This is a genomic window from Fictibacillus phosphorivorans, assembly GCF_001619875.1.
Classification (GTDB): domain Bacteria; phylum Bacillota; class Bacilli; order Bacillales; family Fictibacillaceae; genus Fictibacillus; species Fictibacillus phosphorivorans_B.
Map to the genome: position 1 here is coordinate 78,369 of NZ_LRFC01000008.1, position 25,975 is coordinate 104,343.

General features: G+C 39.3%; 28 protein-coding genes and 1 riboswitch. Of the genes, 6 read left to right on the forward strand and 22 right to left on the reverse strand.

The annotated features are described in order from the left end of the window. Window positions 1–12: 12 nt before the first annotated feature. The 5 genes from argJ to yutH form a co-directional block, all read right to left on the reverse strand. Window positions 13–1,239 (reverse strand): bifunctional ornithine acetyltransferase/N-acetylglutamate synthase, encoded by a 1,227-nt coding sequence (argJ, locus tag AWM68_RS06610; RefSeq protein ID WP_066238897.1) that lies wholly within the window; start codon window positions 1,237–1,239, stop codon window positions 13–15. Window positions 1,240–1,256: 17 nt separating this feature from the next. Next, the gene (gene argC, locus AWM68_RS06615) at window positions 1,257–2,291 is read right to left on the reverse strand and encodes an N-acetyl-gamma-glutamyl-phosphate reductase (protein ID WP_082820602.1); all 1,035 of its coding nucleotides are present in this window, start codon (window positions 2,289–2,291) and stop codon (window positions 1,257–1,259) included. A gap of 369 nt (window positions 2,292–2,660) precedes the next feature. Continuing rightward, window positions 2,661–3,437 (reverse strand): SDR family oxidoreductase, encoded by a 777-nt coding sequence (locus AWM68_RS06620; protein WP_066238900.1) that lies wholly within the window; start codon window positions 3,435–3,437, stop codon window positions 2,661–2,663. Between the two features lie 12 nt (window positions 3,438–3,449). Further along, a complete protein-coding gene (locus AWM68_RS06625) occupies window positions 3,450–4,415 on the reverse strand; it encodes a 2-hydroxyacid dehydrogenase (protein WP_066238903.1) in 966 nt (321 codons plus the stop codon). Window positions 4,416–4,741: 326 nt separating this feature from the next. Further along, a complete protein-coding gene (gene yutH, locus AWM68_RS06630) occupies window positions 4,742–5,764 on the reverse strand; it encodes a spore coat putative kinase YutH (protein ID WP_066238907.1) in 1,023 nt (340 codons plus the stop codon). A 194-nt stretch (window positions 5,765–5,958) separates the two neighbouring features. On the opposite strand from yutH, the gene AWM68_RS06635 reads away from it, so the two are divergent. Next, on the forward strand, window positions 5,959–6,456 hold the full coding sequence (locus AWM68_RS06635; protein ID WP_066238910.1) for a phosphatidylglycerophosphatase A family protein: 498 nt from the start codon (window positions 5,959–5,961) through the stop codon (window positions 6,454–6,456). 95 nt (window positions 6,457–6,551) lie between these two features. Here the strand turns inward: AWM68_RS06635 and AWM68_RS06640 are convergent, their stop codons facing one another. From AWM68_RS06640 to AWM68_RS06650, 3 genes are all read right to left on the reverse strand, one after another. After that, a complete protein-coding gene (locus AWM68_RS06640) occupies window positions 6,552–7,319 on the reverse strand; it encodes a TIGR01457 family HAD-type hydrolase (protein ID WP_066238911.1) in 768 nt (255 codons plus the stop codon). 71 nt (window positions 7,320–7,390) lie between these two features. Further along, window positions 7,391–8,047 (reverse strand): helix-turn-helix transcriptional regulator, encoded by a 657-nt coding sequence (locus AWM68_RS06645; protein ID WP_231868388.1) that lies wholly within the window; start codon window positions 8,045–8,047, stop codon window positions 7,391–7,393. 80 nt (window positions 8,048–8,127) lie between these two features. Beyond that, window positions 8,128–8,568, reverse strand: a complete 441-nt coding sequence (locus AWM68_RS06650; protein ID WP_066238917.1) for a DUF86 domain-containing protein — start codon at window positions 8,566–8,568, stop codon at window positions 8,128–8,130. Window positions 8,569–8,677: 109 nt separating this feature from the next. Between AWM68_RS06650 and AWM68_RS06655 the strand changes: the two genes are divergently transcribed. Together AWM68_RS06655 and AWM68_RS06660 are read left to right on the forward strand one after the other, a co-directional pair. Next, window positions 8,678–8,947 carry a DUF3055 domain-containing protein gene (locus AWM68_RS06655; RefSeq protein WP_066238920.1) on the forward strand — a complete coding sequence of 90 codons (270 nt, stop codon included), beginning with the start codon at window positions 8,678–8,680 and terminating at the stop codon, window positions 8,945–8,947. A gap of 92 nt (window positions 8,948–9,039) precedes the next feature. After that, window positions 9,040–9,336: a hypothetical protein gene (locus AWM68_RS06660; protein WP_197468140.1), complete on the forward strand. Its 297-nt coding sequence runs from the start codon at window positions 9,040–9,042 to the stop codon at window positions 9,334–9,336. Window positions 9,337–9,357: 21 nt separating this feature from the next. Here the strand turns inward: AWM68_RS06660 and AWM68_RS06665 are convergent, their stop codons facing one another. Beyond that, window positions 9,358–9,633 carry a YutD family protein gene (locus AWM68_RS06665; RefSeq protein ID WP_066238928.1) on the reverse strand — a complete coding sequence of 92 codons (276 nt, stop codon included), beginning with the start codon at window positions 9,631–9,633 and terminating at the stop codon, window positions 9,358–9,360. Window positions 9,634–9,753: 120 nt separating this feature from the next. On the opposite strand from AWM68_RS06665, the gene AWM68_RS06670 reads away from it, so the two are divergent. Continuing rightward, window positions 9,754–10,365 (forward strand): YhcN/YlaJ family sporulation lipoprotein, encoded by a 612-nt coding sequence (locus tag AWM68_RS06670; RefSeq protein ID WP_066238930.1) that lies wholly within the window; start codon window positions 9,754–9,756, stop codon window positions 10,363–10,365. Window positions 10,366–10,405: 40 nt separating this feature from the next. Here AWM68_RS06670 and lipA read toward each other — a convergent pair whose 3' ends face one another. Continuing rightward, window positions 10,406–11,290 carry a lipoyl synthase gene (gene lipA, locus AWM68_RS06675; protein WP_066238933.1) on the reverse strand — a complete coding sequence of 295 codons (885 nt, stop codon included), beginning with the start codon at window positions 11,288–11,290 and terminating at the stop codon, window positions 10,406–10,408. Between the two features lie 204 nt (window positions 11,291–11,494). Here lipA and AWM68_RS06680 point away from each other — a divergent pair, with 204 nt between their 5' ends. Next, window positions 11,495–12,493 carry a M23 family metallopeptidase gene (locus tag AWM68_RS06680; protein ID WP_066238938.1) on the forward strand — a complete coding sequence of 333 codons (999 nt, stop codon included), beginning with the start codon at window positions 11,495–11,497 and terminating at the stop codon, window positions 12,491–12,493. A 337-nt stretch (window positions 12,494–12,830) separates the two neighbouring features. Here the strand turns inward: AWM68_RS06680 and AWM68_RS21325 are convergent, their stop codons facing one another. The 6 genes from AWM68_RS21325 to AWM68_RS06705 all read right to left on the reverse strand — a co-directional run bounded on the left by AWM68_RS21325 (window position 12,831) and on the right by AWM68_RS06705 (window position 18,819). Next, window positions 12,831–12,935, reverse strand: coding sequence for a methionine/alanine import family NSS transporter small subunit (locus AWM68_RS21325; protein ID WP_156488327.1), 105 nt, complete (start codon window positions 12,933–12,935; stop codon window positions 12,831–12,833). A gap of 1 nt (window position 12,936) precedes the next feature. After that, window positions 12,937–14,439 carry a sodium-dependent transporter gene (locus AWM68_RS06685; protein WP_066238940.1) on the reverse strand — a complete coding sequence of 501 codons (1,503 nt, stop codon included), beginning with the start codon at window positions 14,437–14,439 and terminating at the stop codon, window positions 12,937–12,939. A gap of 190 nt (window positions 14,440–14,629) precedes the next feature. Further along, window positions 14,630–16,219 (reverse strand): Na+/H+ antiporter NhaC family protein, encoded by a 1,590-nt coding sequence (locus tag AWM68_RS06690; protein ID WP_066238942.1) that lies wholly within the window; start codon window positions 16,217–16,219, stop codon window positions 14,630–14,632. 141 nt (window positions 16,220–16,360) lie between these two features. Beyond that, a riboswitch (Lysine riboswitch) is annotated at window positions 16,361–16,544 on the reverse strand. Between the two features lie 102 nt (window positions 16,545–16,646). Continuing rightward, a complete protein-coding gene (yunB, locus tag AWM68_RS06695) occupies window positions 16,647–17,489 on the reverse strand; it encodes a sporulation protein YunB (protein ID WP_066238943.1) in 843 nt (280 codons plus the stop codon). A 62-nt stretch (window positions 17,490–17,551) separates the two neighbouring features. Continuing rightward, a complete protein-coding gene (locus AWM68_RS06700) occupies window positions 17,552–18,028 on the reverse strand; it encodes a dihydrofolate reductase (RefSeq protein WP_066238946.1) in 477 nt (158 codons plus the stop codon). After that, the gene (locus tag AWM68_RS06705; RefSeq protein WP_066238948.1) at window positions 18,025–18,819 is read right to left on the reverse strand and encodes a thymidylate synthase; all 795 of its coding nucleotides are present in this window, start codon (window positions 18,817–18,819) and stop codon (window positions 18,025–18,027) included. Before AWM68_RS06705 ends, AWM68_RS06700 begins: the two co-directional genes overlap by 4 nt. Before the next feature lie 143 nt (window positions 18,820–18,962). Here AWM68_RS06705 and AWM68_RS06710 point away from each other — a divergent pair, with 143 nt between their 5' ends. Then, the gene (locus tag AWM68_RS06710) at window positions 18,963–19,265 is read left to right on the forward strand and encodes a YunC family protein (protein ID WP_066238950.1); all 303 of its coding nucleotides are present in this window, start codon (window positions 18,963–18,965) and stop codon (window positions 19,263–19,265) included. 342 nt (window positions 19,266–19,607) lie between these two features. On the opposite strand, the gene AWM68_RS06715 is transcribed toward AWM68_RS06710, so the two are convergent. From AWM68_RS06715 to AWM68_RS06740, 6 genes are all read right to left on the reverse strand, one after another. Continuing rightward, entirely contained in the window at window positions 19,608–20,450 is an 843-nt protein-coding gene (locus AWM68_RS06715; protein WP_066238953.1) for a DUF72 domain-containing protein, read from the reverse strand. A gap of 27 nt (window positions 20,451–20,477) precedes the next feature. Beyond that, a complete protein-coding gene (nfsA, locus tag AWM68_RS06720) occupies window positions 20,478–21,224 on the reverse strand; it encodes an oxygen-insensitive NADPH nitroreductase (RefSeq protein WP_066238956.1) in 747 nt (248 codons plus the stop codon). A gap of 259 nt (window positions 21,225–21,483) precedes the next feature. Beyond that, complete coding sequence (locus tag AWM68_RS06725) at window positions 21,484–21,861, reverse strand: VOC family protein (protein ID WP_066238959.1); 378 nt, start codon at window positions 21,859–21,861, stop codon at window positions 21,484–21,486. A gap of 187 nt (window positions 21,862–22,048) precedes the next feature. Next, window positions 22,049–23,128, reverse strand: coding sequence for a Ger(x)C family spore germination protein (locus tag AWM68_RS06730; protein ID WP_066238962.1), 1,080 nt, complete (start codon window positions 23,126–23,128; stop codon window positions 22,049–22,051). A 1-nt stretch (window position 23,129) separates the two neighbouring features. Then, on the reverse strand, window positions 23,130–24,245 hold the full coding sequence (locus AWM68_RS06735) for a GerAB/ArcD/ProY family transporter (protein WP_156488328.1): 1,116 nt from the start codon (window positions 24,243–24,245) through the stop codon (window positions 23,130–23,132). Between the two features lie 4 nt (window positions 24,246–24,249). Next, window positions 24,250–25,737 (reverse strand): spore germination protein, encoded by a 1,488-nt coding sequence (locus AWM68_RS06740; RefSeq protein WP_066238965.1) that lies wholly within the window; start codon window positions 25,735–25,737, stop codon window positions 24,250–24,252. Window positions 25,738–25,975: the final 238 nt, after the last annotated feature.

Here is a 25,975-nt window from a genome sequence, read left to right on the forward strand (position 1 = left end):
GCTCACATCCTTTTACGTTCGATAGCTTGCATTGATTTGAACATAGTCATACGTAAGATCGCATCCCCATGCCCGGCCGTTTCCGTTTCCTTCAGACATAATAACCGTAATATGAATTTCATGGCTCTTTAAGTAGGTCCGAACTTTCTCTTCTGAAAAAGGAACAGGTTCTCCGTCTACAACAACTTCATCTTCACCAATTAAAATTCTCACAGCATCCGGATTAAATTTCACCCCGCTGTATCCTGCTGCAGCGATGATTCTGCCCCAGTTTGCATCACAACCAAAAACAGCTGTTTTAACTAGCGGTGAACCTACTACGGTCTTGGCTATGATTCTAGCTTCTTTCTCTGTCTTCGCACCTAACACGTTAACTTCTATAAGCTTGCTTGCACCTTCTCCATCTTTCGCAATAAGTTTGCCTAAATCTTCACAAACTAGAACAAGCGCCTCTAAGAACAATTCCCATTCAGGATGGTTCTTGTTCAGCTCTTCATTTTCACCCATTCCGTTTGCCAGCATGAGCACCATGTCATTTGTTGACGTATCGCCATCAACCGTAATGCAGTTAAATGTCCGCTCAACTGCATAGCGGAGTGCTGAGTGAAGATCATCTTGATTGATCGCTGCGTCAGTTGTAATAAAGCCAAGCATTGTAGCCATGTTCGGGTGAATCATTCCCGACCCTTTAGCTGTACCTGCAATGGTTATGTTTATATCATTGATTTTCAGAGAATACGCTGTATTTTTTGAAACAGTGTCTGTTGTTAAAATCGCTTGAGCGAAATCTATTGAACCCTTCAACTCTGAATCTAGGACTAATTTTTCAATCCCTGCTGAAATTTTATCCATAGGCAGATGTTCTCCGATAACTCCCGTAGAAGCTACTCCAACATAGTGTGAAGGTATATCAAGCTTCTGAGCAGTTTGAAGCTGCATGCTCTCGGCATCAGCTAAGCCTTTTTTTCCTGTACACGCGTTTGCGTTACCTGAATTCACAATAATCGCCTGAAGCTTCCCTTCTTGCAAAATGCTGTTCTGTGTAATTTTCAAAGGTGCTGCCTGTACTTGGTTTGTCGTATAAACACCAGCTGCATTTGCCGGCTTGACGCTGTATAAAAGCCCTAAGTCGAGCTTTTTATGTTTTACACCGCAATGAAGACCGCTCGCGTAAAAGCCTTTTGGAGTAGCAATATTTATCCCGGTTATCTTTTGTATAGCCGCTTTTGTCGCCTGCATTTATTCTGCCTCCTCTTTTATGGAAACATCGGTGAATGTTGAAGTCCCTCTGCTTCATCGAGATTAAACATGACGTTCATATTTTGAACGGCCTGACCTGCTGCCCCTTTTAACAAATTGTCGATTACAGAAACAACTGTAATTCGATTCGTACGATCATCAACTGCAAAAGTAAGATCGCAATAATTGGATCCGTAAACTTGTTTTGTAAACAGGTTTGTTCTCTCATCATAAACACGCACAAAGTGTTTGTTGCTGTAAGATTCCTCATAGATTTCTTTTACAGATTGAGAGTCAAAATCCTCATCTAATTCTGCGTACATGGTAGCCATGATTCCTCTTGTCATAGGAATAAGATGTGTGTTGAAAGTAATTTTTGTATCGATGCCAGTGATTCTCTGAATGGTCTGTTCGATCTCAGGAATATGCTGATGCTGATGCATCTTGTAAATGCTTAAGCTGTCGTTATTTTGAGAAAAATGCGTTCCTTTAGTAGGAGAAACACCTGCTCCTGATATTCCGCTCTTCGCATCAATCACAAGAGATGCAGGCTTGATCATACCTGTTTTTAATAGTGGTAAAAGACCAAGTAATGCTGCTGTAGGATAACAGCCTGGATTCGCGATCAAGTCACTCTTTTTTACATCTTCACTGTTCCACTCCGTTAATCCGTATACCGCTTGATTTATAAGTGCTGTTGGTGGCGGCTCTTTTCGATACCACTTTCGGTAGGTGTCTTGGTTCTTTATACGAAAGTCTCCTGCTAAATCAATGATCTTTAGATTTTTGTTGGCTAAAGGAGGAAGAAGCTCTGTTGAAACACCGCTAGGAGCTGAGCAAAATAATACATCAAGCTTATCTATAGGAAGCTGTTCTAATGAACGAAGCGGTTGATTAACAATTTGATATAAATGCTGAACTTCATCTGTAAGCTGTTGACCTGCTTTGGAGGATGAATAGAGAAATACTTCCTTAATCTCCGGATGTGCAGATAATAGCCGGAATAGCTCCATACCACCATATCCGGTTGCACCGATAATTCCTGCTCTCAAATCACATCACTCCTTAAATAAGTTATGGTTCATTATAGGTCTGTATAAAAATTAATTCAAGAGTATATTTATAAATTTTTTATTTTATTTAAATCTTTGCATAAATTGGTGTCTTTTAAGTAGTTGATTTGCGTTCCAAATGCCCGCTTTCCGCGGGGCAGGGCGGTGAGCCACATTTGTACGTTTCACTCTTAAGTGTCTCACCTGCCCGCCTGTCCTAGCCGAGAGTCTCGCATCTTACACTCCAATCAACAATCATAGAAGTCAAAATTTAAAACCAACCAACACTTTTTTGTAGTAAGGGTAATAAAAAAACTGGCTTTATGGTCCGATAATCAAACCACAAAAGCCAGTCCCAAATGTTATTTATTATTGTCTTAAAAACCCGCCTTCTGAATGGATGATTTGTCCTGTGATCCACTCTGCTTCTGGCGATGCTAAAAACGCGATCAATTTTGCTGCATCTTCTGGTTGCCCGACTCTTCCTAGCGGAAACTTTGGCAGTAGAACGTTTCGCACATCCTCAGTCATCCAGCCTGTATCTGTCGGACCAGGATTAACCGCATTAACTGTAATGCCTTTATGTCCGATTTCAGCTGCCATCGTGACTGTGAGCGCATCGATCGCTCCTTTTGTTGCAGCATATGCGAGCTCACCTGCCATCGGGCCTTTTGACTGACCTGAAGTTAGATGAATGATGCTGCCTCTTTCCCCTGTAAAACGCTTTGCAAATTCTATGCTTATAAGGGTCGTAGCCCGAACGTTGATCTCATAATGAGAATCAAGAATTTCACTCGTTGTATCTTCCCACTTATGATTTTTTGAAAAACAAGCGTTGTTGACAAGAATACTTGGTGTGCTTAATTGTTGACCCACTTTTTCAAAAAGTAATGGAATATGGTTAGAAACACTCAAGTCAACTTCTTCATAAACAGCCTTCACGCCATGCCTCTGAATTTTTTCAACAAGGCGATCGGGGTCATTTTGATGATTGCCTGCATGAATATCCTTGTCATATGTACCCCATGTCGTAAAATAGATATTTGCTCCTCGTTTAGCGAGCTGTAAACAAACCGCTGCTCCAATTCCATTCAATCGGCTAGCCCCTGTGACAATAGCTGTTCTTCCTTCTAAAGAACGATTCAGTACAGTCCCTCCTTATGTAACAGGTGTTTCAGGCTCTTTTCCGTTCAGTATATTGACAATATTTCTGCAGGCTAGTTCAGCCATTTTCATTCTGGTTTCTACACTTGCACTGCCGATATGCGGGAGAGCTACCACTTGCTTCATCATCAATAATGAGTGTTTGGGGTCGATTGGTTCTTTTTCAAAAACATCCAGTCCTGCACCAGCGATTGTTTTGTTTTGAAGTGCTTCAATAAGTGCGCTCTCATCTACTGCTGCTCCCCTTCCGACATTGATAAAGATTGCACTTTCCTTCATACTCTGAAAAGCTTCTCTGTTAAACATTCCTTTTGTTTCAGCGGTTAATGGAGCTAATGAGACAACAAAATCTGATTGCTTTAAGAGCTCATGAAAATCTTTATATTCGGCATTAAGTGAAACTTCAGCTTCAGGCTTGCGATTTCGATTGTGATACAAAATTTTCATATCAAACCCTTTTGCCCGTCTTGCTACTGCTTCTCCGATCCTTCCCATCCCAACGATACCAATCGTTTTGTGATGAACATCGGCTCCAGCGAGCAATAAAGGACCCCAGCTGTTCCATTTTCCTTCTTTTACATAATTGGCCGATTCAACGATTCTTCGGGCTGTTGCGAGAATTAAAGAAAATGCCAAATCTGCTGTAGAGTCTGTTAATACATCTGGTGTGTTGCAAACTGTAATGCCTAGATTGCTTGCTGTCTTTATATCAATGTTGTCGTATCCGACCGCAAGATTGGCTACTACTTTAAGTGATGAAGCTTGCTGTAGCAATTCAGCATCAAAGTTGTCCGAGAGCATCGTGAGTAATCCGTCTGCTTTTCGTGCCTCGGCTAAGAGTACATCTCGAGGAACCGCTTCCTCTTCATGTGGCCACATTTTGACTTCTGCTATTTGATTCAATTCAACAAGTGTTTCATCGGGTAATTTTCGTGTAATAAAAACATATGGTTTTTGCATCCGCTTTCACTCCTTATTGTTATTTTCTCATGTGGTGGTAAGAAAATAAAGCAATCGAGTCCGGAATGATTGCATTTCTGTAAGGAGCATTTAATTCTGTCAAAAATGGGATAAAAAATTTTATATACGCATTTATGCTGCTTATATACGTATTTATGGAGGTTATCTACGGATATATTAGAGATTACTACGTAAATAGTAAAGAGTGTTCTTCTTTTATGAACATCCTCCTAATTTGTTTGCCTTGCACGAACAAAAAATCTCTTCTAGCAACAAAAAAGAAGAGGTGGACCTCAAAGCAGAACGTTTTGAGTCACCTCTTCTTTTTAAATCATCGGAACGAGCCAGTCGACTACCGGGATATTTAATTCTCGAACTGGCAGGCCGATGGATCTAAAGAAACTTTTAAGGAAGTATTCATTTTGTTTTTCAAACGAGATTAAGTCAGTAAAGCGGCGTACATATAACTCTTTTCCTATATCTCTCTCATTAGCATAGTGGTCCTCAACCGTGTCAAAATATTGCGAAGGGAATAGCAGCCTTCCATAAAGAAGTCTCCAAGCCCCTTTTGATAATGGCTTAACTTTTTCGTATTCATCAATAAATTGTAAAACCTCGTGGCTTCTGAACTCTGGCTGATAAATTTTTTCGCGGATGCATTCTGCAACATCTCTCATCGGACTGTCTATAATCCAGCCAACTGGCAATTTAACAAAGCTGTTCGACGTTCTGATCCAGGAACGTTCAGTAAATCTGTCATAACAGATAGCCGCAGAGCCAATTCCCTTTGGTCCTCTTTCTAACTGATAATCCGTAATGTATTGTATAGCGTTCTCTGCCATTCCCTCATAATACGGAAAGGTAGTTAGAAACAGTTCATCGAAATCGTTCTTTTGTTTTCTTGCTGATACTTCTGCATATCTGTTATGCATTTCATCCACTCGATTGATCCACAACATTGGCCACTGGCCGTATGCAATTTGCTGAACAGGATAATATTGCTCTAGCCCTTTACCTCGTTTATGAAATTCGGCGAGTTCAGAACCTAGTTCAAAATTACGATGTTCCCCTTTTTTGTGCTCTACTTTAAAAATGATAACAGACTCACCATCAACATAAGCGCTCGGCATGTTTGTTATGGTCGGCTGCAGCTCAGGGAGAAAATTTTCTCCCCGCTGCTGTAGATAGTCACTGATATATGACATTTCTTGCAGCTTTTCATAGGACATTTGCTGCTGCGGAATCACAATATATTGATTTCCCTTGCACGAGAATGTTCGGTAACCAGATTCAGATCTTCTGTCTTCACAAACCAGTTGATAGTGATGAAATATATCTCTTTCAAACAAAGGCGATCCCCCCACCCTTCAGCTTTCCAGCGGCTAATCGCTTAAAGATCATGAGCGTAACACCGCGTTTATGGATACAACATTGTATGCCCATATAGGCGAAGTGGTTAGCACTTTTTATAAATTCATAACTTTATCCTGAAAACATATACTATACAAAGCTAAGGAGACTAATCGAGAAAAGGAGTACAGGGATGCCAAACAAAAAAGTGGAAAGAGTCGAAGAAACAGCACGTAAACAGCTGAACGAACGGGGCGTTACGGTAAACGATATAGCTGAACTCGTTTATTTTCTCCAAGTCCCCTATCATCCTGATTTAAAAATGGATGTGTGCCGAGAAAATGTTGAAAGAGTCATTGCTAAACGTGAAGTACAGAATGCCATTCTTACAGGCATTGCACTTGATGTGTTAGCAGAAGAGAAAAAACTTGAACAGCCGCTTCAAGAAATATTGGCTCGAGATGAAAGTTTGTATGGAATTGATGAAGTGATTGCACTTTCTATCGTAAATATATATGGTTCGATCGGTTTTACAAACTACGGATTTATTGATAAACAAAAGCCCGGCATTTTAGAAAAGTTAAATGATAAAACAACTGGCAAGGTCCATACGTTTTTGGATGATATCGTGGGAGCTATTGCAGCTGCCGCATCCAGCCGATTAGCACATCGGGCAGCAAATGAAGAATAAAAATAAGGCTTAAGAACAAGAGGATTCTCTTTTGACTTAAGCCTTTTTTATTTCTATCTATTGCTAGTCCACACAGGAACTTCATAAAATGCAGCTTATTTAATCTCCCACTCATCCAATCCGTTTACCGTATAAGTTGGATGCACATCTACTTCCTCTAGGTGTTTTTTTGTCGTCACACCTGTGTGTACAAGCAGTGTATCCATTCCCGCACGAATACCGGCCATAATATCCGTTTGGTAGTTGTCACCGATCATGAGTGTTTCTTCCTTCTTTGTTCCGAGCGTTTCCAGCGCCATCTCCATAATAATGGACTCTGGCTTACCAATAAACGTAGGTTCTGTTTGTGTAGAGACGGTAATTACAGACGTTAAAGATCCATTCCCTGGCAGTAGCCCTCTTTCTGTCGGGAGGGCTATATCGCCGTTCGTAGAAATAAATGTTGCTCCGTTTCGAACCGCTAGACAAGCTTTTGCTAATTTTTCATACGTTATGGACCGGTCAATTCCGATAACGACAAAGTCTGGATTCTCTTCAACAAGCTGAAGCGCCTTTTCCTGCAACGCTTCTCTTATGCCATCTTCCCCGATACAATAAACAGATGCATTTTCTTTTAATTCTGCAATATAGTTTGCCGTTGCCATGCTTGTTGTGTAAACATGTTCAGCAGATGCTGGTATATCAAATCCTTGAAGCACATCAGCTACTTGTTTCTTCGTCTTGGAAGAGTTATTCGTTACAAATAGATACGGTAAATTTAGCTCGTTTAGTTTTTTAACAAATTCAACAGCCTCCATAATTCTTTCCGTTCCTCGATACATCGTTCCATCCAAATCAATCAAAAATCCTTTATATGCTTTCATTCGATTCGCTCCTTCTATGTACATACATTTATCATTTTGCCCAGTGCAAAAAAAAACACACCTGAAGCCATTTATACTTCAGATGTTTGCTTTTCTTCTTTTATAATATAGCTGCAATAATCTCCGCCTTTAGCCATGCATGTCTTCCGTTCTACATGGTCGGTTTGAAGCATGCGCTTAAACAATGAAAGTTCACATGAACAAGCTTGCTGATACTCGTTTGCCACCATTGCAATAGGGCAGTTGTACTCTGTTAATACATACGTACCGGGATTTTCTCCCTGTTTCCAATCAACCATGTATCCTGCTTCATTCTGAATGTTGGCAAGTTCGTTTACCTTCTGTTCGAAATCAGAAAGCATATTCATTCGATCTTTGTATTTATCCTGCAGACGGTTTTCACGTCTTTTAAATAATAGATCTACTGTTTCTGTTCCACTCACATCTTCAATATCATTTAAAAATTCCACTGTAAGTCCCGAATAGTTTCGTGGAAATTGTTCGTCCCCGCTAGCCGTTAGATGATAAAAATGGATTGGTCTTCCCATGGCTTGCCGCACCAGCGTGGTTTCAATAACATGGTCTCGCTCTAATGTGTTAAGGTGGCGCCGAACGGCCATTTCTGTTATGCCAAGGGATTTTGCCATTTCTGTCACAGTCATCCGTTTATTTCTCTTTAAAAGATAGATGATTTCATCACGGGTTGAGGTGTGATTCTTCATGGTCATCACCATCCTTGTTACCATTTTACCGCAAAAATAAGAAAACGTACATTTTTATATAAAAAAGTATAAAAACTATGTTTACATTATTCGGGCAAGAAGGCTGATACAGGTCCGAGTTCCTCTTCTAAGTAACGTTTAATGTGTAATGGAAATGCCTCTAGTTCTTGTAGGTGTTTATTCAGCGTATTGTATATTTCTTTTACATCTGCAGAAGTATATTCCTGTACAAGTGATTTGCGTAGATTTACGACTTGCTTCAAAGAAAGAGCTTCTTCATTTGGAATGACTTTTTCATCGATTAAGATATCGAGAATGTCTTCAAAGCTTCCAGGATCACGCATAATAAATCCATCGATAATCATGTTTCCAACATCCATCATCGACTCGATCAATAAGTGTCCGATTCTTTCTAAAGCCAGTACTTCCAACCGCTCTTCTGGTAAGGACATTTCTTTAAATGTCTTTAATAAATCATTCATATACACTAAATGTTCATTGATTTTCTTTCGATCAACAAAATACATAGTCATCACCTTTTGTAAGTTTCTCAAGTAAAGTGTAACATAAAGTAGGAGCCATCATGATTACCTCATATGAAAATTTGGTGATGTATTATTGGAGGAGGAGCAAAGAATGAGTGAAGAGACTTTTTTCTTATACGATGATAAGGAAACAACCGAAACACGTTTTGTGAGTTTTATGGGAAGAAATACACGTTTTGACTTAGCCATCGTAAAAACAACACGTCATTACGGGAAGTCGCTTGTTTTAAACATGCTCGGAAGTCATTACGCCATTATTGGACAGGACGATTTAGAAGAAGAGGGCTACTTAGAACATGCGTTTAATTTAACCGAAGAAGACGCGATGGAACTTCGTGACTTTTTAGCTGATGTCGTTTAAGTCTTAATCAAAATGTACCAAGAAAAAATCATGCTCTATGGGACACACTTTAGATAAGGATATGTTCTTATCCTAAACTGGCCTATGAGAGGATGGTTTTTTTGTTCGAAAAAGAGAAAAGGCAATACACTGATTTTTCGAATGTGGAGACCGGTCGTAATTATGTACTTCCCGAGGATTTGCCTGAGGGGCCTTATGGCTCACCCATTAAAAGAGCTCTAGGGAAATCGACCCCTTGGAGAGAAGAACAGCGATATTATAGTGCCTTTAACTATGAAAACAAAAACCTTCATGCTGGACTGGAAAGACAGGATCCTGGAGCGCATCCGACACATGATGACCCAGAATACCATACAGAGCAGCCATATGATGATTCTCGAGGCTCATAAATAAAAACCCCTGAATCCGACTCAGGGGTTTACTTTTTTTACTACAAAATACGGACAACCGAAATTGCAATATTCATAAATGTATTCCGGCAACGTGCTGATTTTCGTATCGAACGTAGCCTTTTCATGGTTATCCTCAAAAAAACCGCGAAGTCGAAGCTGTTCGTATCCGAGATCACCAACAATATAATCGTATTTATGTAATATCTCACTGTAGCGCGCTTTAAATTGTTCCTCATTAAAGGCTTCACGTACATCTTCAATCACTTCATAGGAATAATTACCAACTGTAATCAAAAATGCTTCACCTCATTTCCTGATACTTATTTTACCATGTTTGTGCCTTTTACAGCCAACAATTTCTTTGTAAAGTAATTTCATTTCAGGTCATTCTAATAAATAAGGAGGTGAACAGCTATGAAAAAATTAGGAATGCTTTTATTGATCAGCATCGTGCTCTCTGGCTGCGGCGGTGATGACCAAAAGAAAATGGGTCAGGAATATAAATTCTCAAAAACAAATGTAAAAGACGAGAATCGGATTGGCAACAATATGAACTATGGGGATTTTGGATATATGCGTCATATGTCCGGGGATAAAGTAAAAACAGGCAACGCCGTTCCATACTTAAATCGCCAAAAGCTTGCAGATATGATTTCAGATATGGTTCTTCAATTACCAGATGTTAAAGATGTCGGCACATTAGTTACAGACGAAGAGGTATTAATCGGATACAAGACAACAAACAAAGATCGAAACGCTGCTGCAGATCAAGTAAAGATGACTGCTTTCTCGGTTGTACCAAGGTACTATCACGTATACGTATCAGATGAAAAAGGCATGATCGACAAGATCGAGCAGTATCAATCATTAAATAATGATACGGAACAAATTGAAGGGATTATGGACCGCTTGATTCAACAAATGAAAAAGGCGCCTCAAGGCAAGAAATGGAACTACGGAGAAAATGAGAACGGTGAGATGAACGGGGAAACCAATAATATGCGCAGTGAGATGGAAGGTAAATAAAAACCAGAAGCAGTTCGTTTGCTTCTGGTTTCTTTTTAATTTAGCTATTTTGTGCAGCTGCATTCACTTGCTCATCTGCATGGTAAGAAGATCGTACAAGCGGGCCTGACTCACAGTGCTTGAATCCTTTAGAAAACGCGATATCGCGCAGTTGTTTAAACTCATCAGGTGTATAGTACTTTTGTACTTTAAGATGTTTTTTCGTCGGCTGTAAATATTGTCCGATGGTCATGATGTCTACATTGTTTGCACGAAGATCATCCATTGTTTCAATAATCTCTTCCCATGTTTCTCCAAGACCAATCATAAGACTGGATTTCGTTGGAATATTTGCATTCATTTCTTTTGCACGTCTTAAGAACTCCATCGTTCTGTCGTACGTTGCACGTGCACGAACTCTTGGAGATAGTCGTCGAACTGTTTCGATGTTGTGGTTCATAATATCAGGTCTAGCATCCATTAATGTTTTAAGTGCATCAAAGTCACCTAACATGTCAGAAGGAAGAACTTCAATGGAACAGAATGGGTTACGTGCACGAACGGCACGAACCGTCTCAGCAAAAACATGAGCCCCGCCATCCTTAAGATCGTCACGCGCTACAGCTGTAATAACTACGTGTTTTAATCCCATTTGTTCAACAGATTCAGCAACACGTTCTGGTTCTTGCAGATCCAGTTCTGTTGGCAATCCTGTTTTTACTGCACAAAAACGGCATGCGCGTGTACAGATGTCACCAAGTATCATGAATGTAGCGGTTTTACGTACAGCCCAGCATTCGTGAATGTTTGGGCATTTTGCTTCTTCACAAACGGTATGTAGCTTTTTTTCACGCATCATTTTCTTAAGCTCTTTGTAATTCTCATTTGTGTTCAGCTTTATTTTTAACCACTCGGGTTTACGTACATATTCTTCTTTCTTAGCCATCATCATCACCCCAAATTTTCTTGGTCTTCACTATAATGAACATTTATTATTTGGTTTCCAATTAAACATTATTGTCCCATCAATACTCTACCATACGAGAGGCCAAAATTCCAAACAAGAGTTTTTTCCAACATTTTTCCTTCATGTTTTTTCCTAACTTCAACAAACTATAGATAAATGAACGAAAGGAGTGGATTGGGACGTATGAGGAAAACAGTCCTGTTCCTCACTCTAGCAGCCCTTCTAATAACCTTTCTTCCGGAAAGCAGGAGTGCGGCCGCAGAGCGATTTACAAAAGAAGATGTAGATAGACTAAGCCTCTATAAAAAAATGGAGTCCGTTACACTTATTCCATGGCACTATTTTGCCGGAGTTGACCAATATGAACGAAGCGTAAGAAAAGCAAGAAGAGACCTTCCTGCTAGAAAAGGTCTTGTGGGCATTTACTTTTCTCCCATCCAATGGTCTGGTCCGATCAACCCAACGATGGATGACACAAACCCTGAACGGATTTCGATGTTTGGCGGGATCGGAAAAGATGGAAATAATGACGGAATAGCTGACCGAAACAATGATGAAGATATTTTGTTTACCTTTGCAGAAATCATTCAAAAACATGGTCATGACATCGAAAATTTCAGAATCGGATTATGGAGCTATTACCAACGGGATAAAGCCGTTGATATTATTATGGAGAACGCCAAGATTTATGAAACATATGGGACGGTTGCTTTAGATAAACACAGCTTTATCGTACCTTTAAGATCGAATTACAGCTACAGAAGTACATGGGGTGACCGCCGTGGTTTTGGTGGATTACGAATTCACGAAGGAACAGATATTTTTGCGGATTACGGCGTACCGGTTAAAGCCGTATCTTATGGAATAGTAGAAGTTAAAGGCTGGAACCGTTTTGGCGGCTGGAGAATTGGAGTACGCGATATCAATAATGTCTATCACTATTACGCCCATCTAGGCAGTTTTAATAAAGCCATTGAAAAAGGAACGATCGTTGAACCTGGCATGGTGCTTGGATATGTCGGAAGCACCGGCTACGGACCCCCTGGAACGTCAGGGAAGTTTCCACCTCATCTTCATTTTGGGATGTATCGTGATAACGGGTATACCGAGTGGGCATTCGATCCATACCCTTATTTAAAAGCTTGGGAACGTCAGGAACGAATAAGCAGCAGACGAAGATAAATAATGGTGATGATGAAAAAGAAGCTTTTGGCTTCTTTTTTTATTTGGAGGGATGAGCGGAAGATAGTTGTTGGGGGTAATTCTTCGGGTACGAGCATAAATCTACGCGGCGAGCGTAAATCTCCGTAAGCGAGCATAAATCTTCACGAACGAGCATATTTCTCCGTGAGCGAGCATAAATCTTCACGAGCGAGCATAAATCTTCGCGAACGAGCATATTTCTCCGTGAGCCAGCATAAATCTTCGGAATCGCTGTAAATCTAGAGTCCTCTTCTTTGCTTTACGAGCATCACTACAAAAAAAACTGGTTCTTCAACCGAAGAACCAGCTTCATTCATTATTTCTTTCTAGAAACACGGACCACGTTTGCAATACTCGCTAAGAGTCCGCCCCACAGGATGACCATGCCGATTACCATCATTGCAATTGCACTACTAGTCATATCAGCTGACCTCCTTTTTCTCATTAACTACATCAGATTTCCAGTTAACACGGCCTAATACAATACCGAGTACGATGACACCTACAGCTACGACTACTCCATAAGTAACAACAAGTTGTGTTGGATATCCACCGTAATTCTCAGCAAGGTTTTGTCTAATGTTATCAAACATCATGTAACCAAGAAGGATCGGTGTGATGACACCCAGGCAAACTTTCCACCATAAACCTGTTCTAAGGTCAGAGATTGCATTAGCGTGATTTTGAAGTCCTCCTAATTGCTTAACGAACCATGCAATTAGTACAACCTCTGCAAGACCAGCTAATGTGATACCAAAGTTGTTGATGAAGTAATCCACGATATCGAGCATGTATAGTCCGCCTTTAGTAGCGAAAAGCAAGGAAATTACGGAAGCAACGCCTCCACCCATTAATACAGCTTTTGTTCTAGAGATTCCAAACTTGTCTTGTAATGCTGCGACATACGTTTCTACGATTGAGATCAACGACGTCATACCAGCAAATACAAGTGTTAAGAAGAACATTGTTCCAAAGAACGCATTACCACCAGGGAACTCATTAATGATAGCCGGGAATACTTCGAATGCTAGTCCAATCCCGCCCTTAACTACTTCAGCTACTGGCAGTCCTTGTTGCATAGCCATGAATCCTAGGGCAGCAAAAACTCCGATACCAGCAAGAAGTTCAAAACCTGAGTTTGCGAAACCTGTAATAAAAGCATTGTTGTTGATATCTGATTTTTTTGGTAAGTAGCTTGAGTACGTCACCATGATCGCAAAAGCAATGGATAACGAGAAGAATATTTGACCATAGGCCGCTACCCAAACCTTACCGTTGTTGATAGCACTCCAATCAGGTGTAAAGAATGTATTTAATCCTTGAGCAGCACCATCAAGCGTAATTGCGCGAATAACAATTAATAAGAACATAATAACTAAAGCTGGGATAAAAATTTTATTAAAGCGCTCGATGCCTTTAGATACACCTTTATAAAGAACTAATAACGTTACAACCCATACGATTAAAAGTGCAATTAAAATGCCAGGTACGATACCACCGATGTCACCAGGCGTTTTGCTTAATTGAAGAACCTCTCCATAAAAGAAATCGGAAGGCTTGTCTCCCCAAGCAAGATTTAGCGAGTAAATCGAGTACTTAATCGCCCACGCAATGATTACAGCATAGTAGGTGGAAATGACAAACGCTACAAAAACTTGCCACCACCCTAGCCACTCTGCATTCTTATGAAGACGGAAGTAAGAAAGTGGAGCTGAACCACGGTACTTATGTCCTAATGTGAACTCTAGAATCAGTAAGGGAATCCCTGCCGTTAAGAGTGCGACCAGATACGGGATAAAAAATGCTCCTCCACCGTTTTCATAAGCAACTGCTGGAAATCTCCAGATGTTGCCTAGGCCGATAGCGGAACCGACAGCAGCTAAGATAAATCCGTAGCGGCTTCCCCATTGTTGCCTATTTTCCATTTGTTGTGTCCCCCTTTTTATGAAGTCGAAAAGTTTACAATTGTTACTTTTTTCTGACTATTCTGCGTTCAGTATATTACAAAATACAGAATGCTGTCAAAATGTTTTTAGTTATTTTGTCGGAATAAGGGGAAAGAAGTCGTATAAATATAAGAAAAAGTGCCTGGTTTAATACCAGACACTTTCAAATTTATGCTTTTATCGAATTGGCAGCAATGCTATTTTTACTAGATAATTTTTTTATAAACAATAAAGCGATAGCAAATACTCCCGTTGAAACGAATAGACCTACCCAAACACTTTCAGTTAATCCAAGTGCAAGATAACCTACAGCAGATACTCCAGCAGCGACTAAGCTGTAAGGAAGCTGTGTCATTACGTGATCAATATGATGACTTCCCGCTCCTGTTGATGAAAGGATTGTTGTATCTGAAATTGGTGAACAGTGGTCTCCAAAAACAGATCCAGCAAGAACCGCTGCAAGTACTGGCAGCATCAGCTCAATATTTGTAGAAGCAGAAATCTCTGCTGCGATTGGAAGCATCACACCGAACGTTCCCCAAGACGTACCTGTCGCAAAAGCCATTAGACCTGACAGAACAAATAAAACGAAAGGAAGATACGCTAAGTTCATGTGTTGATCGACCAGTCCAGCGAGGTACTTACCTGTTCCTAAACTATCGATAATAGAGATAATCGTCCAAGCAAATAGTAAGATCGTTACTGCACCAATCATAGATTGAACACCCCGTCCAAGTCCTTTTCCTAGTGAAGCAGCTCCCATTTTTTTAGGCAGGAAGAACAGAATCGCTGCCGCCAACCCTACCAAACCGCCATATAATAATGATTTTGGTACATCTGTATTTTCGAATATTGATAAAAGTGTAACAGCCGTTGGTTCTTCAAGGCCTTTTACATTTTGAATGCCTGTATAGATCATGAAGGCAACTGTTGAAACAATCAACAAAACGATCGGCCAAACAAGATCTCCTACTTTTCCTTTGTCACTTTCTTCAAGCTTGATTCCTTCTCCAATTGCTGCTTTTTTCTCTGGATCAATCACTTCACCAGTAGCAAAAGCTCGTTCTTCATGTTTTCTCATCGGTCCAAAATCAAGTTGAAAATAAGCAACGACAAAAACAAGTATAAGTGCAAAAACTGCATAAAAATTCATAGGGATCATTTGAATAAAAGCACTGAATGCAGACATATTTGTAATCTCATGAGTTGCAAAAATCGTACCGATAATCCCGATAATGTACGCTCCCCAACTGGAAACAGGCGAGATTACACATACAGGAGCAGCGGTCGAATCGAGATAATAGGCCAGTTTCGCACGCGAAATACGGTGGCGGTCTGTGATCGGTCTGCTTACATTGCCTACCGCTAGTGAGTTAAAGTAGTCATCAATAAAAATAACAAGTCCAAAAACAACCGTTAAGAGCTGTGCACCTCTTCTTGTCTTCACTTTAGAGATTGCCCACTCACCAAAAGCACGGCTTCCACCAGCTAAAGAGATGATGCTTGTCATCATTCCCAAAATCAATAAAAACAGCAGTATATATACATTCCATTCATTTAGTGCACCATCCGCAATAAAATGCCCTTTTACGATTGTGCCAATTTCCTTTAATGTAGCACCAATATTAAAATCGTGAAGCAATAATGCTCCCGCTACAATCCCTGCCCCTAAAGAGAGTAATACTCTTCGTGTTAGCACAACCATTAAAATAGCCAATACAGGCGGGATTAATGAATAAATCGAATTCTCAAATTCCATGATGTTCCTCCTTCTTTTCATTAGCCATCGATTTTGAGGAGTGTTACAGGACGTTGAGGAAAAAAAGACAAAATAAAAAGCGATTAATAGAAAAGGAAATAACCTGCTATCAATCACTTAAGTAATTTATGGTTTTCCTCATCGATCAGTAGTCCTCCACTGCTTGTAATTCCCAAGCAGTGACAGTTTTACACTTTTTCAGTGTAAACCCAGCAAAAGTGAACAGACGGTTTACATTTTGCTTCGGCGGAAGTTCCTTTCCTTTTTCTTCACAGACGTCACTCTCTGAAAAAGTACTTATAAAATCCGCTCCTCTACCCCATCGGTGATAGGCTTAAAGACATATAAAATTTTAAATTCAGTTTTAATTATAACAAATATGATTAAATGGTCAACCCAATTGAATACTGTTAAATTTTAGGGAGCCCTACTCTACCGCTTCCTCTTCTCCCGTTTCTTCTGTCGAGCTCTCCTCAGGAATATCCAACTCTTTATCGCCTTTAGGCTTATCCTTTAATTCAGGAGTAATCGGAACAGTAGGCTGAATCGGGTCACCGGACTGGTTGTAGTAAACAGGCACTTCACCTTTTATGAACTGAGCAGTGATCTTAATCGGTCTTTTAACAACCGTTGTTTCCGTAGCAAACGGAATAACAATTCTCGTTTTGACAGTAACGATAATATCAATATTTATCCATGTGTTATTGATTCCAGAGTTCTCAATCTTTTCAACGATATCGGTATTCGCTTCTCCAATGAGCATAAATTTAATGGGTATCTTAGGACCTAAGTTTGCAAGTAAAGAGTTCCTCGTTGCTTGCCCAAGCGGAATTTTCATAATCACGCCAGGTTCATTTTTATAAGCGGAAATGCCTAATTCATCGTTGTTGATTACTTCATGGGCCTTTCCTTCTTCTATTTCCTTAAGGTATTTTTGCACCACTTTTTGTGATTGATTAGCTACCCTGTTGATTACACTTTGATTGATCCCAGCAAATACGACATTTCCTTCATTATCCGTTTTATATTCAATAATATCATCCATTTGAGATGGACCTATGATCTCATTATCAATCGCTTCACTTATTGCCAGTGCTGCAATTTCTTCTGTTTTCTTCTGAGCAATCAGCATAAGCGTAGGTTCAATTCCTCTGTTCACAAGCCAAAGTCCTTGTATTGTTATAAAAGTAAAAAGAATAAAAGAGATCAGGAGTACAAACCGGAATGGAAGCGGCCCTTTTCGAAGTTTCATTTTTCGGCGTTTAAACAAAAGGTAACCCCCCTTTCTACATATGTATGCAGACAAGAGGGGGGCTCATTCAAACTTTACGGTTAAATTTTTTCGAACACAACGAAATCATGTGGATATTTATTTTTTTCGTCAACGATTCCTGGCTTGCGTGAGACTTCATGCCATTCATTACGATTGATTTCCGGAAAATACGTATCCGCATCAAAGGTATCGTGGATCTCTGTCACATACAGGCGATCAGCCACAGGCATAAACAGCTTGAAAATCTCCGTTCCGCCGATTACACATAATTCTTCTGCATCTAGGTTCAATACTTCATCTACAGAATGTACAACCGTTGTTCCTGAGGCTTGATAATTGTCATCTCTCGTTACCACGATATTTTCGCGTCCGGGTAAAGGTTTGCCGATTGATTCATACGTTTTACGACCCATAACGATCGGTTTCCCCATCGTAACATTCTTAAAATGCTTAAGGTCGTTTGGCAAGTACCAGGGAAGGTCATTGTCTTTACCGATTGCACGGTTCTCATCCATTGCAACAACAAAAGAAATCATACACTCACCATGCCTTTAATATGAGGATGGGCTTCATAGTCAACAAGTTCAAAGTCATCAAATGTAAAATCAAAAATGTTTGTCACATTTGGATTCAACTTCATCTTTGGAAGCGGCATCGGCTCACGAGTCAACTGCAGCTCTACTTGTTCTAAATGATTTGTGTAGATATGTGCATCACCAACAGTGTGTACGAACTCACCTGGCTTAAGACCTGTAACTTGGGCAACCATCATCGTAAGGAGTGCATATGACGCAATATTGAATGGCACTCCAAGAAAACTATCTGCTGAACGCTGATAGAGCTGACAAGATAGTTTGCCATCTGCTACATAAAACTGAAACAGCAAGTGGCAAGGCGGCAGTGCCATATTGGGTACATCTGAAGGATTCCATGCTGATACGATCAAACGTCTTGAATCAGGGTTCTTCTTAATGTCTTCAATGACGTTTGAAATTTGATCAATGGTCTCACCGTTTGGTTTTGACCAAGAACGCCACTGTTGACCGTAAACGGGTCCAAGATTTCCATTCTCATCAGCCCACTCATCCCAAATACGAACGCCATTTTCTTTTAGATAGGCAATATTTGTATCACCTTTTAAAAACCACAGCAACTCATGGATGATTGATTTCAGATGAAGTTTCTTTGTCGTAACAAGCGGAAAACCTTCCTCTAAATCAAACCTCATTTGACGGCCGAATACAGATACCGTCCCAGTGCCTGTCCGATCTTCTTTTTTCGTTCCGTTATGTAAAATATCTTGAAGAAAATCCAAGTATTGTTTCATCCCGATCGCCTCCTCATTATCTATTTATCGTATCATATCCTACACCCTTTTTGTTCATGAAAAAGCCATAAAAATAGCGTCAACACCTAACACTTTTTCCCTTATCTACACATAAAAATAGTAGTGAAGAAAGGAGTGGAAGCATGTTAGAGATGAACCCGATCTTAATAGAAGGACATCCATTTACCGCTGTCACCCTTCGTTTGCCAAAAACAAATTTTATGGCCGTGTTTAATGAGAATGGATATATCATGTGTGGCGCACTAGATGTAGCATTGTTGAATGAAAAATTAGCAGACCGTAAAATTATTGCAGGGCGTGCTGTTGGTGTGAGAACGATTGAACAGCTGCTGGATGCACCTTTAGAATCTATTACGTTTGAAGCAAGAGAAAGAGGCATTGAAGTTGGTATGCAAGGGAGAAAAGCACTTTTAAAGATGCTTTAATGATAAAAAACTGCGCTAAAAGCTGCGCAGTTTTCTTTATGTTTTAAATCGATCTCTGGTGAATTTTAAAGATATTAAATTAATACATAACACGAGGGTCAGAAACTGAATACGTTTCGAATTGTTCGTAAATATGTAAACGAAAAGCAAGTAAACGCCACTGACGACAAAGGCAATCTGTAAGCAGTACATCATTTGAATCAATTTTTTAAAATCCAAAGTGATCCCCACTTTCTTCATCCAGCATAACTGATTTCATTCACCCTATTAGTATATCAATACGATTTTAAAAAATGAATCATCTACCAACTTTTGAAAACAATTTGTAATATAAGGAAAAGGTTAAAACAAGTCCAGTTGTCTTGGCGCGAGGAAATCATACTGAATATCCAGTATGTCAATCATCTGTTTTGCGTTGTCAGCAGCATCTCCGCCTGAATTATTATTAAAAAGGATGGTAAGACTGTTCGTCTCTGATGCAAGCTTTTCGATCCGTTCTTTCCATTTAATAAGCTCGACATCATTATACCTGTATAGATAACGGACTTCTCTCCAGTTCGGTTGACCCTGATTGTTCCACCCATAGACATTTCTGCCGTGCATTCGTACGAGTGTCTTTTCATGTGACGTATACATAACAATAGGAATCGAGCCTGTCCCGGCTTGAGGTTCGTCGCAAACCGTATGAATCCATCCTTCTTCTTTTATGAAACTCAGCGTTTTCTCTTTCATTTCCTCGCTGAACCAGGTTTGATTACGAAACTCTAGAGCTACAGGGATGTCTCCCATCATTTCTTTTGCATTCCTTAACATCTGAACATTTTCCTTTTTACAGTCAAACCATGGCGGATATTGAAAAAGAACCATATCCAGTTTTCCTGCCTCGATTACAGGCTGCATGGATATGACGAAAGCTTCAAACATTTCTTTAACGGATTCAAAAGGTAATTTACCTCTCGAATGACCTGTCATGCCTTGATAGGCTTTTACAACGAAGGAAAAGTCCTTCGGAGTCGCCGCAACCCATTTTTCATAGTTCTTTACAGGCTGAACCGCATAAAAGGAAGAATCGACTTCTACAACAGGAAAATGACCGCTGTAGACCGCGAGTTTATCTCTTGCAGGAGTACCATCTGGATACAGAGAATCATGATCTCCCCAACCTGTAACACCGATTTTAATCATTCTTTGAAGTCACCTGCCTAAACGTGATTACGATTTATTTAATCCTTTTGATCGAACAAAGTCTTTCATATAGGTACGCTTTGGAGAAGCCATCGATCCTGTGATCTGTGTCACCCAGCCTTCCGTACGTTTACCTCCCGTGCGCTCTGTATAATACTCAGACGTTTCTTTTTCATACTGTGTTAGCCAATCTTTCGTTTCTTCTGTACTTTGATAATTGTTTTTATGAAAAACGGCTGGAAGTGGTAAACGAGGCTTTTTCCCAGGATTTGCGTCGGGATAACCGACTGCTACTCCAAACAGTGGTAGAACGTGTTCTGGACATCCTAACAAATCTGAGACTTCCTTCAGACGATTACGGATCCCTCCAATATAGACGATACCGAGTCCAAGTGATTCTGCAGCTACCGATAGATTTTGAGCAGCGAGTGCAGCATCTACCGTTCCAACTATAAAAGCTTCTGTCGATTCTATAGTCTCAAAAATCTCTGCTTCCTTCATTTCAGCCGCGATCATATGACGATTGTAATCCATGCAAAAGACGAAGAAATAACCATTATCCGCTACATAAGACTGATTGCCAGCAAGCTCAGCCAGTTTTTCTTTCTTTTCCCTGTCATCTATTCCGATAATCGTACAAACCTGCTGATAGCTCGATGTAGATGCAGATTGTGCACATTTCACGAGTGTTGTGACCATTTCTTCACTTAGGGGTTTGTCCTTAAACTTGCGAATGGATCTATGAGCTAGTATTGTTTCAATAACTTCGTTCATGTGTATACTCCTTTTAAAAGTAATAGTTGATTGCATTATAGCCTTTTCGGATGTAAAAAAGCGAACCATTTGAGTCCTTAAAGAACCACTTATCTTTAGAGCGAAGAGATGGTATACTAGTCTAGCAATGAGCTAATTGCATAAGACGAGATTGACGCGCCTGTTAGGCAAAGCACTATGTGGAGTGCTGTCTCTCGCCGCAATATACGCAAAAAAGACGTCCTAACGGGCGTCTTTTTTCTATTCTATAAGCTAATTATTACTTCTTTTCCATTACAGCAAAATAATTTTCTTCATGATCTGCAAAGTTAAACACTCTGCCAGAAGGCATGTTCACAATTTCCCCGACGGTAATATTATTGTTGGATAACTCGTTATGTAACTGCTCTAGATTTTCTGTAAAGAACATTAATGAAGGAGTGCCTAGATTTAAACCAGGTGACATGTTCGCGACGAATTCTTTATTATGCAGGATGATGCTTGTTTCAGAATCCTTTGAAGGAGCGACTTCAATCCATCTCATTTGATCGTTATTTTCTTCAGAAATAACACTGAAACCTAGTTTTTTTGTCCAAAAATCTACTGACTCGTCTTGATTATTTACATACAACATAATTTGACCAACTTTATTAATCATATGTTCACTCCTAATGTTTTGGTATCCTTTAATTTATACACGCAATACGAAAATCCTTTTTGAACATAAAAAAACCCCTCTGTATAAATTTTTATTATACCAAAGGGTTTTGACGTATTAACCGATTGAACCTTCCATCTCGAACTTGATTAGTTGTGATTTTCATGCACGGGACGAGATGGGTTGATCAGTTTTTGGTATCTGTTAGTGGTTGGATTTTAAGGTCATAATCGACTTTGACCTCCATCCGCTCCCATCTGTTTGACCATTCTCTCCCATTCAGAGGTTTTGAGAAGGGTCTCAAGGTATACTTTCTTAATTGTAAAGGGTCAACCTTATTCTTCTGAAGCTTTTTTAAAAACTTGATAGTTTGTTTTTCTAAATACAATTCAATTTCCGACTCGAATCTTGAAAGTTCATCCCGGGTGAGCAATTTATGTTCCCTGGCAATCTCGTCAAGCCGCCCGTTCAATTGAACGTTGAGCTTTAGTTCAGAATATGTGTTATCCATATTCAAGTGGACATTGGCTTTCACATGGCCTAGAACAATAGATAAGTCACGGATCGCAAAATATTTTAAAAAGTGATCGTTGTCGATAAGCTGGAATATTTGCTCCTCCATGTAGTTCGTGGTTTCAATCAATTTGTCATTATTAAATATGCCAGTACCTAGGTATTGGAAATTTTCCTCACTCGCTTCAAATACAGGCAATAAGGGAGAATGCGCTGGTGAATGAAGTGTCTTCATGAATTGATGCAAATTTATAATTGTCAACTTCCCCTGATTATCGTAATGCTTGAACATCCGATAGAGATAATAATCTAGGTCTTCTTGCATTTTCAGCTGATTATTCATGTACTCATCGAAATTCCCTCTGACAACGGCTAGATATAAACGTTTAGATATATCAGGATCTGTCAAAATCGTATCAATCAATGGACTAATCCCTTCTTTTGCAATTTCTTCACTGATCAACAGCATCCGGAGTTGACCAACTTTCAATTCTCTATAATACTTTAAATTGAAACCCTTCATACCTTCTTTTAATAAGTCGACTTGAACAGTCAAAAGGCGTTTCTTTTCTTTTACAAGGGGAGGTATCAAAGTGCTCATTCGTAAGTTCTCATCCTCCCCTTTCCGAATCGACCAAAAAGTCACAGGTGCTATTTCTTCAATCAGATTTTTTTCTTTAATAGGTGAACAGCCAGATAAAACGATCATATTAACAAAAATGACGAAAAGTATTTTGGTATGTTTATGTTTCATACTAGGAATGGCCCTTTCGCTTTAAAGAGATGAAAAGAAGTAATGGTACGAATAAGTAAGTGAATGCTCCTGCCCATATCTCTAGCTCTAACAAAATATTTTGATTAGTTGCCTTTTTCCACAACAATTCATTACTCATCATTATACAAATGAAAAATATAGCACAACATAATGCAAACCCTAATCGAGTCGTTTGATCTTTCGATTTCTTCAGAGTGATACGAGTTGCACCATAAAAAAGTAACAGAAAGATTGATATTGCGAATACAAAGTGAAATAAATATACAGAGATTAAAATTATATCGATTCGCTCAAACATTGGAGACTGCAAGTAACGTATCATTTCCATCACCGGTAATTTGTTTTTTCCAAGATAATGTGATCCGAAAAAAAACAATGATGCAATAAATAGAAACAGATATTCAAAAATTGTAAATGTATTTCCGATAGTCATGTATTTCAGGATTTTTTCTCTTTTATTGAACCAAGGCGCAAGTAGAACCAAATATTCCGGGCCAGAAAAGGCTGACCAGATGAATAGCACACCTTTCCATGATTTCATCGTCCATTCATATGGGATTAACGGAAATAGATCATGTATAGTAGTAAAAGGCTTAAAAGGGATTTTCAATAATAACAATAGCATCCAAGCTGTACATAAAAAGGCAATGACGATGAAACGGATCGTATTGGGCATCCCTAGTGAAGCAACATACCAGCAAATAAGCAAAATGAACAGAAGCATCCAATTCGTATTCACTGAAGGGAAGATGAAATGTTGTACTACTTCTATATATCCGAGTATAATTACAATCACTTTTAAAAATATGAAACCGATTCCGATGAAAGCTATTAACCGTACCATACGTTCACCGAAAAGTTCTACAAAACCTTCGTAGCCTTTAGATGCATACATGGAATTAAACCATTTCGATAACATGAATATACTGATTTGCGATAATATTCCTACAATGATAATCATCCATATCATATAGGGATATATAAGAAAAACGGGCATGATGATCGCAAAATATAACATTTGTATCCTATTGACCATTAAAGTCATATAAATACCCTGATACGATGAGGTTTTCTCGAACAATGAAAAATCAGTCAAGGTATCATCTCCTTCGGCTATAACGCCATTTCTGTAAAGGATGAAGAGCCTCTGGCCTTGCTTTCATCCATTGCAATGGTCCACGGATAAATAGATCAAGCCAATCTTTCCCATAAAAAGGCGAAATAGGGGTAAAATATGGTTGTTTCAAGGAAGTAAGTGCATTCAAATGGGCAAAAAGTAAAATGATGCCCATAAAGATGCCCATTACTCCAAGAAATGAAGCAAGGATCAATAGCACAAACTGTATCAATGTGGTCGCTTTGGTCATCAAGTAATTCGGCACAAGAAACGAAGCAATAGCAGAAATACCAACCAAAACAATCAGAACTTGACTAGCGAATCCTGCTTCTACAGCAGCTTGTCCAACGACAATACCACCGATTACACCTAACGTTTGGCCAGATTTCGTAGGCATCCTTAGACTTGCTTCTTTAATGACCTCAAGTGTTACCAACATAATGAGCGATTCCCAAAACGGAGTTAGTGGTAATTGGCTTCTCGTTTCCACAAGGACGAATAGAATTTGCAAGGGTATCATCTGATAATGATGTGTCGTTAAAGCAACATAGAGTGGAATCATCAGCAAGGAGAGCATGAAACTTACATATCTTCTGATCCGCAAGAAGCTTGCAACGATCCAGCGATTAATATAATCCTCGGGTGATTGGAATAAATGGAAAAAGTTGATTGGAGCATTCAGGGCAAACGGTGTATTATCCACAAGAATGGTAGGTTTGCCTACACCTAGTGCGTATGCACACACATCGGGACGGTCAGTATGTTGAAATTGTGGAAATACACTATGATTATGATCTTCCATAAACGCTGCTAATTGGGAGGAGTCAAGAATCTGATCAAAGTCGACACTCTTGATTTTTTCCCTAGCAATTGAAATGAAATCAGGATTCGTTAAACCCTCAATATACATTAATACAATCTTTGTTTTAGTTAGTGATCCTACCGTGAATTTCTCTGATTTTAAGGCTGTTAGTGGTAGCCTTCTACGGATCAATGAAATATTTTGTTCTAAGTTTTCACTGAAACTATCTTTGGCACCATAAAGGATTGTTTCTGTTTCAGAAGTTTCTATCCCACGTCCCGTTGGATCTTTCAGATCGACGGAACACCATTGATTTTCAATGGTGTCAAAAAGAAGGATAGCTCCCAGCATCAATTTCTTTTCAGCCTCTTCCAACGTTGAAATATTAGTAATTTTAGAGACAGAAATGCAAGCTGCAATATTTTCATAATTGCAGAGCCGTAAAGGTTCAATTACAGCTTCATTCAACCTTGCTTTATCAATCAATGTTCCTATAAATATCAATACAAATATCTTATTGTTTTGGGTTTGATATTCGATTACTTCAGCGTCTTCCATATTGTCTACGCGTTCACGGAGAACCTCTAGGGTGATAGAAGTATTTTGGGCTTTCCCTGTGCTTGTTTCCATTTGTTTTCCTACCCCTATACACTTCCTCTTCCTAAACATAAACATCAATCTCCTAATAAGATAATGTACATAAATCTTTGTTATTATGTTCAGATTCAGACAATTTACACATAAGAAAATGACATAAGAACCAAAAAAAACCGCCAAGTGATTTTAGCGGTTTGCCGTCATATATTCGTTTTTAACCTAAACCTTTTAGATCGGGTGTATCAGCATGCTAAACTTAAGTCAGTCCTGAATCCTCACTCCAAACAATTAGGCGTTAATTTTTGATATC